13 protein-coding genes and 1 pseudogene are annotated in these 13,185 nt (G+C 42.1%); 3 read left to right on the top strand and 11 right to left on the bottom strand.

The genetic code is table 11. The features are described 5' to 3' along the window. Positions 1–164: 164 nt before the first annotated feature. The 7 genes and pseudogenes from MKY82_RS13350 to MKY82_RS13320 form a co-directional block, all read right to left on the bottom strand. The gene (locus MKY82_RS13350; protein WP_339296257.1) at positions 165–803 is read right to left on the bottom strand and encodes a hypothetical protein; all 639 of its coding nucleotides are present in this window, start codon (positions 801–803) and stop codon (positions 165–167) included. 212 nt (positions 804–1,015) lie between these two features. Next, positions 1,016–1,615, bottom strand: coding sequence for a hypothetical protein (locus tag MKY82_RS13345; RefSeq protein WP_194542195.1), 600 nt, complete (start codon positions 1,613–1,615; stop codon positions 1,016–1,018). 853 nt (positions 1,616–2,468) lie between these two features. Continuing rightward, a complete protein-coding gene (locus MKY82_RS13340; RefSeq protein WP_194542194.1) occupies positions 2,469–3,566 on the bottom strand; it encodes a DUF6236 family protein in 1,098 nt (365 codons plus the stop codon). A gap of 185 nt (positions 3,567–3,751) precedes the next feature. Then, positions 3,752–4,555, bottom strand: coding sequence for a sugar phosphate isomerase/epimerase family protein (locus MKY82_RS13335; RefSeq protein WP_339296256.1), 804 nt, complete (start codon positions 4,553–4,555; stop codon positions 3,752–3,754). A gap of 451 nt (positions 4,556–5,006) precedes the next feature. Beyond that, a pseudogene (locus tag MKY82_RS13330) lies at positions 5,007–5,103 on the bottom strand (putative holin-like toxin). A gap of 237 nt (positions 5,104–5,340) precedes the next feature. Further along, on the bottom strand, positions 5,341–5,622 hold the full coding sequence (locus MKY82_RS13325; RefSeq protein WP_339296255.1) for a tyrosine-type recombinase/integrase: 282 nt from the start codon (positions 5,620–5,622) through the stop codon (positions 5,341–5,343). Further along, complete coding sequence (locus tag MKY82_RS13320) at positions 5,585–5,860, bottom strand: tyrosine-type recombinase/integrase (protein WP_339296670.1); 276 nt, start codon at positions 5,858–5,860, stop codon at positions 5,585–5,587. Before MKY82_RS13320 ends, MKY82_RS13325 begins: the two co-directional genes overlap by 38 nt. A 723-nt stretch (positions 5,861–6,583) precedes the next feature. On the opposite strand from MKY82_RS13320, the gene MKY82_RS13315 reads away from it, so the two are divergent. Both MKY82_RS13315 and mraY read left to right on the top strand, forming a co-directional pair. Beyond that, positions 6,584–7,168, top strand: a complete 585-nt coding sequence (locus MKY82_RS13315) for a TetR/AcrR family transcriptional regulator C-terminal domain-containing protein (RefSeq protein ID WP_339296254.1) — start codon at positions 6,584–6,586, stop codon at positions 7,166–7,168. A 144-nt stretch (positions 7,169–7,312) separates the two neighbouring features. After that, entirely contained in the window at positions 7,313–8,263 is a 951-nt protein-coding gene (gene mraY, locus MKY82_RS13310) for a phospho-N-acetylmuramoyl-pentapeptide-transferase (protein WP_339296253.1), read from the top strand. A 95-nt stretch (positions 8,264–8,358) separates the two neighbouring features. Here mraY and MKY82_RS13305 read toward each other — a convergent pair whose 3' ends face one another. The 3 genes from MKY82_RS13305 to MKY82_RS13295 form a co-directional block, all read right to left on the bottom strand. Beyond that, the gene (locus MKY82_RS13305; RefSeq protein WP_339296252.1) at positions 8,359–9,294 is read right to left on the bottom strand and encodes an aminoglycoside phosphotransferase family protein; all 936 of its coding nucleotides are present in this window, start codon (positions 9,292–9,294) and stop codon (positions 8,359–8,361) included. A 199-nt stretch (positions 9,295–9,493) separates the two neighbouring features. Further along, a protein-coding gene (locus MKY82_RS13300) for an IS1182 family transposase (protein WP_339219424.1) occupies positions 9,494–10,854 on the bottom strand; the annotation gives its coding sequence in 2 pieces (ribosomal slippage) (positions 9,494–10,287 and positions 10,287–10,854; 1,362 coding nt in all). Positions 10,855–11,011: 157 nt separating this feature from the next. Next, positions 11,012–11,326, bottom strand: coding sequence for a DUF1904 family protein (locus MKY82_RS13295; RefSeq protein ID WP_071224307.1), 315 nt, complete (start codon positions 11,324–11,326; stop codon positions 11,012–11,014). 237 nt (positions 11,327–11,563) lie between these two features. Between MKY82_RS13295 and MKY82_RS13290 the strand changes: the two genes are divergently transcribed. Continuing rightward, positions 11,564–12,475, top strand: coding sequence for an aminoglycoside phosphotransferase family protein (locus MKY82_RS13290; RefSeq protein WP_339296251.1), 912 nt, complete (start codon positions 11,564–11,566; stop codon positions 12,473–12,475). A 104-nt stretch (positions 12,476–12,579) separates the two neighbouring features. Here the strand turns inward: MKY82_RS13290 and MKY82_RS13285 are convergent, their stop codons facing one another. Next, positions 12,580–12,981 carry a hypothetical protein gene (locus MKY82_RS13285; RefSeq protein WP_339296250.1) on the bottom strand — a complete coding sequence of 134 codons (402 nt, stop codon included), beginning with the start codon at positions 12,979–12,981 and terminating at the stop codon, positions 12,580–12,582. Positions 12,982–13,185 lie beyond the last annotated feature (204 nt).

Here is a 13,185-nt window from a genome sequence, read left to right as displayed (position 1 = left end):
TGGTAGTTTCGTATAAAGTTCTTGTATCTACGAACCCGAGAGGCTTAAGGAGCGTCAGCGACTGGGTCCTCAGGACTTAGCCTCGCAGGGTTCTGAGCTGATTTCACTTCTCTGCTTACCTCTTCTTGCGAACCAGGGGCGTAGCCCAAAGCGTAGATACTATGTTAGGTGATGTTGCCGCTTCTTCGAATACTCCCTGTCCACATGTCTCCAGTTCTTATATAAAAACTTCTTTCAATTTTTCCGTTAATAGATTCTTCCGATATTTTATATGCCTTTCTTTCAATATCACTGATTTCTCCTATGGATTCTAAATCACTTTCCCAAATAAAATAACCATTAACACACCTTTCCCAAGTGAACGATATAAAGCTCGGATGGTTATTGATGTATGGAAATGGCTTAGGTTCAGTATCTTTAATAAAAATATGTTCATAATAACTAATTTCCGAATTAATAGCAGTAACAACCTGTGAGTTAGTAAACTCAGGATCACCTATCCAAATCTTCAAATAATATGGTTCATCTAGCTCTTTTAACTTCCTTTCCCACTCAAGATATATTTCAATAAGTTGAAATAGTATTTGGTTTCTAAATCTATACGGCGGAATCTTCTTACCTACTTCAGAATTACTAATTTGATACAAGTTACAGAATGGATTAATCCATAACTTTACATACTCTTTTCTGTACTTTATTAATATATCAAGATCAAGGTTTTTGAAATGATTCCCCCATAACGGTAGCTTTCTAGCTCTTCTTCTGAATCCTCTTACTTTTTTGCGAATTGATGTTAACTTCATTGAACTCTCCTTCATTGGCAATTTCATCTAACGTTTGTGTATCTACGAACCCGAGGAAGGGAGCCCGTGACCGGGTCCGACGGACTTAGCCTCGCAGGGTTGTGAGCTGAAATCACATCATCGCATACCGCTTCTTGCGAACCAAGGGCAGTACAGCCCGCAGCGTAGATAAGATGTTATCGGATGTTCATATCCTCTTCGAATTAGCTTAATTACTTGGAATTCTCTATTTTGTCTAATATGATTTTATTGGTTTCTCTAACGATCCATATTTTCGATACCTCGTCATAAGTTGCAATATAATTAGGTAAACCAGATCCTGACAAGTGGTTTGTTTCACTTGATAGCGATTGTTTACTCTGTAGCAAAGGAATAATTTTATCTAGAGCTTCGCGCATTGCTTCATCCGATGATATTCCATTAAAATTAAAATTGTAATGATCATCATTAATTTTCACTTCAATCCCAAATGTTATTTGCTTCTCCTCAACGCCATTTCTCGTTATCTTGTTACATTTTTTGTTTTTTACTTTTTTAAAAGTACGTAATATTACAGTTTTTATACTATCCCACGTTGCACTAGCAAGAATACCTGAAACCAACGCCATAGCTAATGGAGAATTAACTAAGAATGAAAAAACATTAGAAAATTCATCAATCGAAGCAGTAACTTTTCCGTTTTTATCTAAAGGTATAAATTGAATTCCATTCTCATTCAAATCAGAGCTTATTAATAAAAGATCGCTTTCTTCTATGGGCCCCGACAAGTAAAACAAACCTAATTTATATTCAGGTGTAACAGATTCTTTCATGTTGAGCCTCCATATAATGTTAAATTAATTTACATGAATTTCCGATAACGTTCCCGTATTCACGAACTCGAGAGGCTTAATGCGACAACGTCGCCGGGTCGAAGACCAGCCTCGCAGAGTTGTCTGCTGCCACACTTCATAGCTTTAACTTCTATAGACCAAGGGGCCGTTAGGAGCCGCAGCGTGAATGCAATGTTATATGCTGTCAGGCTCCGCATCGAATTACTCACTTTCGCTTTTTGCCTTTATCAATAAATCATAATCCCTTCGATCTCTCTAATCCTTACAATTTCTTCTCGGACGGTAGTTCTGATATATCCTAGATTTTCATGGGCCACGGTTATTAACCATTCTTCTTTGTCTTTATAAAAACATAGATCTTCTAATAATTCAGGTTGCTTCCATTGATAAAGTCTTTCCGCCTTATGAATCAATAATTGTTCCAATTCTGGTATGCAATCAAAATAATAGACATCCGCATAATGTCCAAACAGTCGTGTTCAGGCCATTCCTCTTGTTTCTTCATCGCTTTTACATATGGGTTTAACTCTTCGATTAGTAATTCACTGTTTTTACTTAACTCAATTTGATCTCTCTTGACTAAGATGAACTCATCACAGATGTTAAATGCCAATGATATTAATTGCCTGTATGTATTTCCTACTGGTTCTTCTAGTATTTCTATCATTAGTATCTCCTTAAATTTAATATAATGGTCTTTATCCCTTGCCTGATTGCATATAACGTCTCGTATATTCAAGACGTCCGACGAAGTCGGATGTGTCCACACATATGCTTCTTTCGAGTCACTCCTGGGACCAAGGGGCTAATGCCCCGAAGCCTGAATATGATGTTAGATGAAGTCATTAATGATACCTTTACGTCTAGCGTTATATAGATACAAAAACCCCTTGCCTGCAAGTTTATCCTTTGTACTTTTACTAATTGTCATATAATTAACCGAAATATCAACTGCACCAGCTATACCAATTCCGGCTAAGCTAACTGCAGGATGAAGATCAGAAATCCTCTGTCCTACTATGCCAGTGTATGTGGCAATCATAGTTGGTGACTTAAGATTTATTATGGATCTGAGTGATGATAAGAAAAAGTTTATACCAGATCCTTTTAACATACTCATTGCTTCTCTTGTTCCTCTTTCGATCATCTCTTTAAAATTTATTGATTTTTCTTTCATTTCAAATTCTGTTTCACAGTTGCTAATCTGATTTTCGAACTCATTAATGATGTTTCGAAAAGCAAGTAATTCATCTCTATATTTCATTTTGAAATTCATTATTTTCTTATATGAAACATCATCACAAGGAGTCGGTAAAATATTTAATGACAAATTAACTACAGGTGATTTATAGCTCCATGGTTTCTTAGAGAGACGTTTTACTGGGTATATACTATTAATTGCAGCTATTTTATCTGTACCAATTACCGTGAAATTCACATCGTTCAATGCTGAGTATTTTGCCAATACGGACATATATAAAGTTGCTAGTTCATTGTCAAAACTCATCCAGTCATCACTAGAAGAAATTAATTCCTCACGTTTAAGCAACTGCATAATTCGATAAGACATCTTATCTCTATGAATATCATATTTATTAATCAATTTTTCGGTATGTAATTGAATTGGATCTGGTCGAAAGTTTGCTCTGTAATTTGGATTATCAAATTTCTTTCGATAGTTTTTAATTTTATCAATACATTCTTTCTCAAAATCATTAAAATACTCACTATTCATTATCTGGTCAGGATAAATTGGACGATAATGTCCTTCATTCTTTAATTCTGCAATTAAGTGGTTACTAGAATATAAATCATATTCTACAGTTCTAGGAACAATAGAGCTCACTTCGTCCCAGTAGAGCAATGATTTTCTTAACCAATTTCCGTCTGGTATAGCTATACTGGGATAGTACATTATTGTTCTTCTCATGTCTTTTCTCCTTATACACCTTAAATGATTTCATCTAACGTTCCCGTATCTACGAACCCGAGAGGCTTAAGGCGCGAACGCGCCGGGTCCCACGGACTTAGCCTCGCAGGGTTGTCTGCTGAGTCACTTCTTCGAAATGCCCCTTGCAGACCAAGGGCCGAATGGGCCGCGGCGTAGATACTATGTTATACGTAGTTACTGCTCTGCTTTGAAAGGCTGCTGAATTCCAACTTTAATTGTTCTAACTTTTTTGCTTGTTTAAATGCTCTTACTAAAAATTCTTCAACAGACAGGTTAAGATAATCCCAGTTCATCGCTTCAATAGAGGTGGGTCCTGAATAATCAGCCTCTACTATTTTTCGCATAATTACAGCCCAGTCAAGCGTGCCATCAAAAGGCAATCCATGTTGAGCGTAGCTTCCGTTATTATCATGCAGGTGCGTAGCTTTTAATCGTTCACCGTACACGGACAAAAAATCATATTCTGGATAATATCGATAGTGGTGACTTACATCGTAACAAAAACCGACTTGCGGCGAATCCACTTCGTTCAATACGTGTGTCAAGTTTGTTAAATTCCATAAGTTCTCTAAAGCAAGGCTAACTCCTCGCTGTTCCGCTCTGTCCACAATGTGTTTAAATCTATCCATAGCAAAAGGGTTATGTATATGTTTTTCATCCGGAAGATGTATGACTATTGTTGGTATTTCTAGATTCGAACAGTCTTCAATACATTCCAAGTAGCAATTGACCAAAGCTTCACCCGCCAAATTAGCTAACCAAAGATCATTTTGATATTCGATAGGGGCATGAATGTTTTCAATCGTTAGCCCCGCTTCTCGTGCAAGTCGTGCTCCGCTTCGATATTCTCCACGACCAAAGCCTTCACTCCACCACAGCATCACACCATCAAAACCTGCTTTCTTGATCAAGCGATATCGTTCTTCAATAGGCAGTTCATATCCGAACCAATCATAGATACTAATCATATTAAACGCTCCTTTTCTCTTAGGGTATGATTTCATGTTCTTTAAGTTTACCTGATAAAGCAAAAGTGCTGATTTTCGCTTTGTGTAATTACGTATCTACGAACCCGAGAGGCTTAAGGGAGCAACGCGACCGGGTCCAACGGACCTAGCCTCGCAGGGTTGTGAGCCACTTCTTGCGAACCAAGGGCCGAACGGTCCGAAGCGTAGATACGATGTTATCTGATGGGGATGCCATCTTCGAATTAATTTCAATATCAGTCCATATGCCTGTTCAACAATGTTTTCTAACTCATTTAGTTCTTTGATACATCTTTTAAAGTATGGTATTATATATTTAATAAAGACCAAGTGCGCTAACACTTGGTCCATACAATTGGCTTGGATGGGTAATCCCTTCTTAGTCATTTACGATCGGAAACCCACCTTCGGCGGTCAACCTTAGGGTGGGTTTTTACTTTCTCTTGTTGTTATTAGTTAATGTAAGTTAAACGTGCAAGAATGAATGATCCAAATAGGAACATAATCGTTAGTGCATCTTTCACTTCCATGGCTTCACCTCCTTTCGAAGGGAAACCATGACCACCCAAGATTCAATTGTAGTTATATTTTACCTTTATATACATCTGCGTACAAGCGTTCTTATTATGACTTTGGATATTTGATTCTAAATATGGTTTTAATACAATTGGCGGCCCTTTCAGATAACGTCTTTTTCACGAACTTCGCAAAAACATCATCTCTTGAGGTGTTTACGAACTTTGTGAACCCACCTTCAACAACCAAGTTTACGACTCCTCTTCCAATTGATCTAACGGACTTTTAATCCTTCTTATGTCCTTCACACTCACATGTGTGTACCTTTCGGTGGTGCGCACACTTTGATGACCGAGCAACTCTTGAATAAAGCGAATGTCAATTCCACCTTCCAAAAGATGTGTAGCGAATGAATGGCGTAAGGCGTGAATGCTAACCTTTTTCTGGATTCCAGAGGCAGTACGTGCTTGTTCGAACACTTTTTGAACCGTTCGTTCAGTTATATGTCGCTCTGGGTGTTGACCTGGGAACATCCATTTCTCGGGCTTTTCTTGTTGTAAATACGGTTAAACAATGTCCATAGCTGTATCGGATAATAGGGTAAGACGATCCCTCTCGACCTTTTCCTTGAGAAACTCGAAGCGTTTTTCGCTCGAAATCAATGTCTTGAGTTTTCAACCGGACCACTTCCCCTACCCGTAATCTTGAGGAATAGGTAAGGTATAGGATCGCACGTTGTTTTAAATGATGGAGTGCTTTTACGATCAACATCACTTCGTTCATCGATAACACATTCGGCAACTTCTTTTCTTTCTTAGGGCGAACATAAGAGACGGTTTCCTCAAGCAATAGTACTTTTTGAGCATAGAATTTAATCGCGCTGAGCGCTTGATTAACATAGGAATGGGAACATTCCCATGAAGAAAGTGTAATGAATAACTCTGAATCATTTTCTCGAGATCCAACCCATTATTTTGCTGCTGCAAAAGTAAGAAATCGATGGACTTGACTACAATAAGTTTTTATCGTTTTTTACTATAACCTCGAAGCTGCAGTGCATGAACGAAAGACCTTTTTAACACGGATCCATATCCTTCCTGGAATTTCTCGAATCTTCATCACCATTTGTTCATCATACTTAAAACGAACATATAAGAAACCTTCATCATTCCGAGACACCCATATACTCGCGGTCCACCCCTCATTATAGCAGCAACCTAATTATTGGAAAGCAAAAAGAGCTCACAATCGTCGTCATCGACGTTGTAAGCTCCCGGTACTTTCGGTGCTGTTCATCCTTTATGATCTAACCCCATTCAATGCAATATTGTTACGCTTAGGGGATTAAAATTGTTGTAGTCATTATATAGATTAAACCATAATTCAGGCAGCAATGGCTACTTCATTAGCTCCTACCCAGATTCATTACATGATAGTATTTTGTATAATAGAGAAATACTTATTGTGGAACTGCGAAGGAGTGGACCTATCGTCATGAAGCCGGAGTTAGATCCGAGAGAAATCAGAACCCTGCAAAAAATAAAAAAGGCTCTCCTACACATGATGGCTTCCCGAATCGATCCCATATCCATTACGGATCTATGTGCCGAGGCACAAGTGACACGGCCTACCTTCTACAAGCATTTTAGCAGCGTAGCCGAGTTAATGGAGGTCATGTCGAAGGAGACAATGGAAGATTTGGAACGCCGCATCGTGATCGAGAAAAAAATATCCCTTCAAGAGGTTGATTATGATGAACTGCCTTCCAATATGGTCGCTTTATTCAACCACGTGCTGGAGAATCGGCAGTTTTACGAAGCCTTCATCTTAATCCATCCGGACACGCCATTCACGCGTTATTTCAAAGCCACGCTCTACCATTTTGTACAGGTTGGGCTTGAAGCATCCATTGAGACGGGCGCTGAGATCAGTGTGCCGTCCGACGTGGTGATCAACTTTATGACCGGTGCGTTTCACGAGACCATCTTGTGGTGGATGTTGGAGGGGTACCCATACACTCCACAGGAAATGACAGCCATAGTCTTACGATTATCCATTAACGGCCCCTATCAATTCTAGAATATTAAAAAAGAGTAGCGTCTCTCCGTCGAGAATAGGATACGTTACTCTTTTTGCTAACTTCGTAAATCAGAAGGAATATTTGTCCATTTCATCGAAATACAATGTACTAACACGAAATCGATAGAAAGAGATGTGTATAAGATGAATGGAATTCTGGGCGTATCCGGACTATCGTTCTTGCTGGTGACACTGTTCACCCCGCTGCTTATCTGGGGATTACGTACGTTAAAGCTTACGCAGCCAATCCGGAGTGAGCTGCCTCCCGATCATCAGGCCAAACGCGGGACGCCGTTAATGGCTGGTCTTATATTGCTGATAGGCGTTGCCATTTCGCTGCAATTTCAACCTACGCCGCTTACCGTTTTTTTATGCTCAACCTTCCTCTTGTTCAGCTCGATCGGGTTTATGGATGACTTCAAAAAAGCTGCGTGGCAGGACCCGTCCGGAATCTCCAGTCGCATGAAGCTTGTATTTCAGTTCCTGTTTACCGGCGTATTACTGTATGTGCTGTTCCATTCCTTTTCACTGACAAGTGATATCCGACTCTTCAACGGGTTCCAGCTCCATTTGCCGGTAAGCGTGTACGTCATTATCATGCTGTTATTCATTGTGGGTTCTGCGAATGCCATCAACTTTACCGACGGATTGGACGGACTGTTAATCAATGTAGCTATACCTACTTATTTTTTCTTCTTTTTAATCTCCGACAAACCGGAAGTGCAAATGTTCTCGCTGGTCATGGTCGGCTGCCTGCTCGGCTTGCTGCTCTACAATATTCATCCAGCCCGGGCTTTCATGGGCGATACGGGATCTCTCGCCATTGGCGGCTCCCTATCATTCTTAGCGGTCATCGAGAAGGTCGAAATTCTGATTCCTCTTCTGTTCGTTATCTATTTGACTGAGCAGCTCTCGGTTATCCTGCAGGTATGGTACTACAAACGCACCAAGCTGCGTCTGTTCCGAATGGCACCGATCCATTTCCACTTCAGTCTCAAATACGGCTGGAGCGAGAACAAAATCGTGATGATTTTCGGTTTTGTCTCCTGGTTTATGGCTCTGCTCTGTTGGTTGCTTGCCAAATATGTTATGTAGAGCATTGGAATAAAACAAGCAAGGAAAAGCCTCCTGGTAGATGTCCGGAACACTACTGGTTGGCTTTTTCACATGTTGAGACCCAAGCTTTGGACTTACGGCGTAATCCCCTCCAGCTCTTTTTTCAAATGGTTGAGGGTCGCTTTTCGATCCGCGTCAACCTGAGTATCGTAGAGCAGCTGCTCCATGAATTCCCAGACATCCTCCAGCTTGCGTCTCCCTTGATAAAATGTCAGCGCCTCGATGTTCACCTCATACTGACTGTGCGTATTCGCATAAATTCTCATGAATTCTGAAAAATAGGGCTCATCCACAAACGACATCATATCGGCTTCGACCGGTGCCAGCTTCAGTCCCTCCCAATCAATCAGCTTCAGTTGCTGCCCGGTAGACATCAGATTCCATCCATGTACGTCGGTATGGCATAATGCCATTCGCAGATCACGCTTCTTCAGCGCTTCGGACAGTTCTTCAATTTTAAGCATTAATTTCTTCAAGCTATCGATATGATGAAACAGCACTTTCCCGAGATAATACGGTAACTCCCCGTCCAGCGCGCTCCTTAGTTGTTCAAGAAACGGCACCGTATAGCTTTCTTTCATCGCACTTGTCACCAGAGGAACCTCTTCCCCATAGCGATGGAGCTCTGCGATCATCTCTGCCAGTTGTCTCACTTGATCCTTCGTCAGCTCGGTATCGGCGATTGTATCCCCGGCGATATATTCATACAACAAATAAATTCCTTCGCCATCCTCGCATTGATAGCCGCCGTCTTTTGTAAGAATGGGAACAGGAATATTCCCCTTTAAACGACTATGCTCCTCAAGCCACAACAGTACAGGCACGTAATCATCAATCAGCGCAGTCCACTTGGGCGTGGAAGCGCGGCTCTTTTCATATACTTTCAGGAAATAGGCATGTCCATCACTCTGCACTTTATAAGCCAGCGTTGCCCAACCACCCTTTTGGGGTACAACATGTGTACGATCCAATCCATAATATTCCTTCAAAATGCCTTGTAATTGTTCCATAATACCTCCTATCTGTGCCTCATATCTTTCGGGGGTCTCCCCTCTAACTTATCATAGCGAGCTGGCCTTGGTGCATCTCGTATAAAAAAACAAGGATGCATCTTCTGCATCCTTCAGATTGTCGAGAAACCCTGCACTTTTTTCAAAGTACAGGGTTTCTCCCTTTTTAAGTGGTCAATTCAAGAGGGGAAATGGGGGATTACCCCCTGTTTTCCAGGCGATCCAAGTGGATCGCCATCTTCTTCATATTCTGCACGGTTGCTGTCATCAGAGCTTGTTCCCTGACGTTTTGCAACCCGCGCAACCGGCAATAGCGAAACCCATGGAGCTCTTTGGCATCCGCGAAGCTTCGCTCAATCGTTTCTTTTCGTTTTCGGTATAAATACTTGCCGGATCGACTGAGCCGGTTGTTTCGCACCCATTCCTTGCTGTCTTCCCAGACATGGCGCGTGACGACCTTGCGGTGATTCCGTGAACGGGTACATTGCTCCAGCATCGGGCAAGTCTTGCAGTGCTTCGGATCGGAGGCATATTGCCGGTATCCTTCTCGATTCGTGGTGCGATACAACAATTCATGCTGGAGCGGACAAATATAACGGTTACGCTCGGCATCATAGGTAAACTTCCACTTCGGAAATAAGCCTTGGGTCGGATGAAATCTCCGGTGAGCAATCACTCCAAAGATCCCCCGTTCCTGCAATCCTTTGCAGATGGGGGTTGTTAAATAGCCTGAATCCAGGGCAACGGCTTCAACTTCAAAACCAAATCGCTCTCGTTGGCGATCCAAACGCGACAAATACGGTACAGAATCATGGACGTTTCCCGGCGTGACGTGGACATCGGTAATCAGATTGTACTTCAAATCAACGGTCCGGTGATCTAAATAAAAGAATCCTTCCGGTTTCCCGTCGCGAATCATATAACCGCTATCCGGGTCGGTTTTGCTCACCTTGATTTCTTTCTTCTCGACCACATCCTCTCTGGGTTTTAAAGCTTTTTTCCATGCGCCTTCCGGTCGGCTTCTACTGCGCCATTGAGTTCGTCCATGTAATCTCGTGTGTTTTGTAGAACCTGCTGCTTGGTGTACTGGTGTTTGTTCGCATTGGCCTTCACATGCGTGGAATCCGAAACCAGGACTCGTCCGCCGACCATGCGATGCTCGATTGCCTGCAGCACAATCTCATCGAAGATATCTTGAAAGATATTAGTGTCTTTGAAACGAGTCCGTCGGTTCCAGCTAATGGTGGTATGGTCCGGAACTTTGTCTGTCAATCCCAAACCAAGAAACCAACGGTATGCCAGATTCGTCTGAATCTCGCGTTCCAGTTGACGCTCTGAACGGATGCCGTAAAAATAACCGAGGAAAATCATCTTAAATAACACGACAGGATCGATGGCTGGTCGCCCATTATCAGCACAGTAAAGCGGACGGACCTTTTCGTCGATGAAAGAGAAATCGATATACTTGTCCACTTTACGGAGCAGATGATCTTGAGGAACCAATTCTTCAATCGAAACAAACTCGTAAGCCTGCTGTTTTTCTCGGTTAGAACGCAACATATTTAACACCCTTCCGAACGGTTTATTTACTAATATTATATAGTATTAACGCGGTGTCGTGTTGAACTAAATACACAAAAAATAGCTGTCGAGACTTTCTCGACAGCCTGAAGGATGCATCTTCTGCATCCTTGTTTGCCGTTAACCAGATCTTATTTTATTCTAACGGCCTGCCTTCTTTATAATAAAGATTCCGCTTAAGAATCACGAAGAAAATATGTACGTTCCGGTACCCGTGTTCTGACAAGATATCGTGAATGCGGGCTGCAACAGCATCATGAATCTCCTGAGATCTCTGGAACATAAGGATTTCCACGGATAGCGGCGTATTCGTAATGATCTGATAAGGAAGCAGTTCGATCTTCACAATTTCCTGCGGAATTTGAACAATCCCCGCGAATTCATCAACGACCTGTGGCGTTATTTCTTCAAGAAAGACTTCGGAGAATCCTTTAAAGCGTAAATATGGCACTCTTATCCCTTCATTTCGTCGAATTATTGTGTTATAGATGTCTTCAAGTGACTTTTATCTCTCTTCTACTATACAATATTGTTATTGTGAAAGGAATCACTATGATTCAGATGTACACATTCGCAGGTGGATTTCAACTATAGTTATCCTTTCAATTGCCCTGTACGAGCGCTTCCGTTAAACTTGATAACATCCGATTCATCATAGAAGAAATTCATTATGGAGGTGAAGGTCCTCATGGGACAAAACCTATGGGATGCCGAATGGGAAGTGACCGAGCCGTTAGTCCGGTTATTGCTTACTCGTCAATTCCCCCAATTGTCCACCCTCAAGGTCCAGGAGATTGGCAACGGATGGGACAACATCGTTTATCGCGTTGGCGATGAGTATGTGTTTCGCTTTCCTCGTAGAAAGATAGCCATATCTTTACTAAATACCGAAGCAAAAATCCTGCCCAAGCTTGAACATTACATAACGGTACCTTATGCGAAGCCCCTCTTCTTCGGAAAAGAAAGTGAAGATTATCCTGCTCCTTTTCTAGGATATACTTATCTTCCCGGTAAATTCCCGATTGGAATTTCGGATGAAGCGCGGATGCAATCAGCGGCAACGCTCGCCCGCTTCCTGAAGCGCCTGCATGCTTTTCCCGTGGAAATAGCGAAGCAAGCGGATGTATTGTCTGACCAGCGTAATCTGACCGATATCGCCGGCCGCAAAGACAAAATGCTAAATCTCCTTTCCAATCTTACCAACTATATAACACAAGAGGAATTACATGAGATCAAGGACTATTTGCATGGGATCCACTTGGATCAGGCGAGGCATCGACATGTTCTAATCCACGGGGATCTCCATTTTAAAAACATGTTGGTTGATGATACCGGCAATCTTTCGGGTATTATTGATTGGGGTGACGTCAACATTGGCCATCCTGCCTGTGACCTGAGTATCGTTTACAGCTTCCTGCCACCAGCCTCCAGAGCGGCTTTCTATGATATCTATGGCGAAGTGAACGAAGAAACGAAGATTCTGGCACGAATGATCGCCGTCTATATCCCCATGTTAATATTCATCCAGGCCATCGACGAAAATGATGAAGCCATTGCATTGGAAGCCAAATCGATTATTCAGCGTGCCATCTCCACGTAATGGTTCGATGGTTATGGCGGAATCATATATCATGCAAAAAAGAAGCTTGAAACCTTCAAGCTTCTTTTTCTTCGTTTCGTGATTTGCCAGACGTTGCAGCAACGTTATATTTTTAACATTCCCATTAACGGCATAATGGTTTTTATCACATCCATGCCCAGTTTAATGTGAGGCACGATTTGTCCCAAGAAACCCAAACCGCCAACAGCCGCGACTCTTTCTCCTTGCTCAGCCCCTTCGACTGCCGGAGCGCTTGGAGGACCTCCAAACAAATCGCTTAAAAATCCGGAAATCTGCGCTTTATCCCCGCTCCGTGCAATCGAAGCCGGCATTTTTTGGTTAGCACGAAGTCCAGACAGCGTCACTTCCCGGCCTTGAATCTGATTCAGTTCTCCGATATAGTAGCTGCCATCCTTCAGAACGACCACGACTGGTTGACCTACCCAATGCTGGGGAGGTCTCGACTTCGAAGCGGCTCTGGACTTCCTGGCGCGTTTCGATGACATACTAGGATCACCTCGCTTCCCTATTCATCATGTAGACATCATATGCAGAGCCGTCTTTCATTCTTGTGCCTTTATAGGAGAATTGATATAAATGCGTCAATAACCTAGATTTAGTGGGCGAAAGCCCTCCAAGATCAGCTCGTATAAATGAAAAGAAAGGAGTATCCCAATAGATCCTTGGATCTGGGGGATGCTCCTTTTTCT

The organism is Paenibacillus sp. FSL W7-1279 (assembly GCF_037969845.1).
GTDB lineage: Bacteria > Bacillota > Bacilli > Paenibacillales > Paenibacillaceae > Paenibacillus_AQ.
Note: the sequence above shows the minus strand (reverse complement) of the source record. Positions and strands in the feature narration are given on the sequence as shown.

Bases quoted from the DNA above. Each gene is read 5' to 3' on its own strand.
- MKY82_RS13350 (WP_339296257.1), bottom strand. From the start codon at position 803: ATGAAGTTAACATCAATTCGCAAAAAAGTAAGAGGATTCAGAAGAAGA.
- MKY82_RS13345 (WP_194542195.1), bottom strand. From the start codon at position 1,615: ATGAAAGAATCTGTTACACCTGAATATAAATTAGGTTTGTTTTACTTG.
- MKY82_RS13340 (WP_194542194.1), bottom strand. From the start codon at position 3,566: ATGAGAAGAACAATAATGTACTATCCCAGTATAGCTATACCAGACGGA.
- MKY82_RS13335 (WP_339296256.1), bottom strand. From the start codon at position 4,555: ATGATTAGTATCTATGATTGGTTCGGATATGAACTGCCTATTGAAGAA.
- MKY82_RS13325 (WP_339296255.1), bottom strand. From the start codon at position 5,622: ATGTTCCCAGGTCAACACCCAGAGCGACATATAACTGAACGAACGGTT.
- MKY82_RS13320 (WP_339296670.1), bottom strand. From the start codon at position 5,860: ATGTTGATCGTAAAAGCACTCCATCATTTAAAACAACGTGCGATCCTA.
- MKY82_RS13315 (WP_339296254.1), top strand. From the start codon at position 6,584: ATGAAGCCGGAGTTAGATCCGAGAGAAATCAGAACCCTGCAAAAAATA.
- mraY (WP_339296253.1), top strand. From the start codon at position 7,313: ATGAATGGAATTCTGGGCGTATCCGGACTATCGTTCTTGCTGGTGACA.
- MKY82_RS13305 (WP_339296252.1), bottom strand. From the start codon at position 9,294: ATGGAACAATTACAAGGCATTTTGAAGGAATATTATGGATTGGATCGT.
- MKY82_RS13290 (WP_339296251.1), top strand. From the start codon at position 11,564: ATGGGACAAAACCTATGGGATGCCGAATGGGAAGTGACCGAGCCGTTA.
- MKY82_RS13285 (WP_339296250.1), bottom strand. From the start codon at position 12,981: ATGTCATCGAAACGCGCCAGGAAGTCCAGAGCCGCTTCGAAGTCGAGA.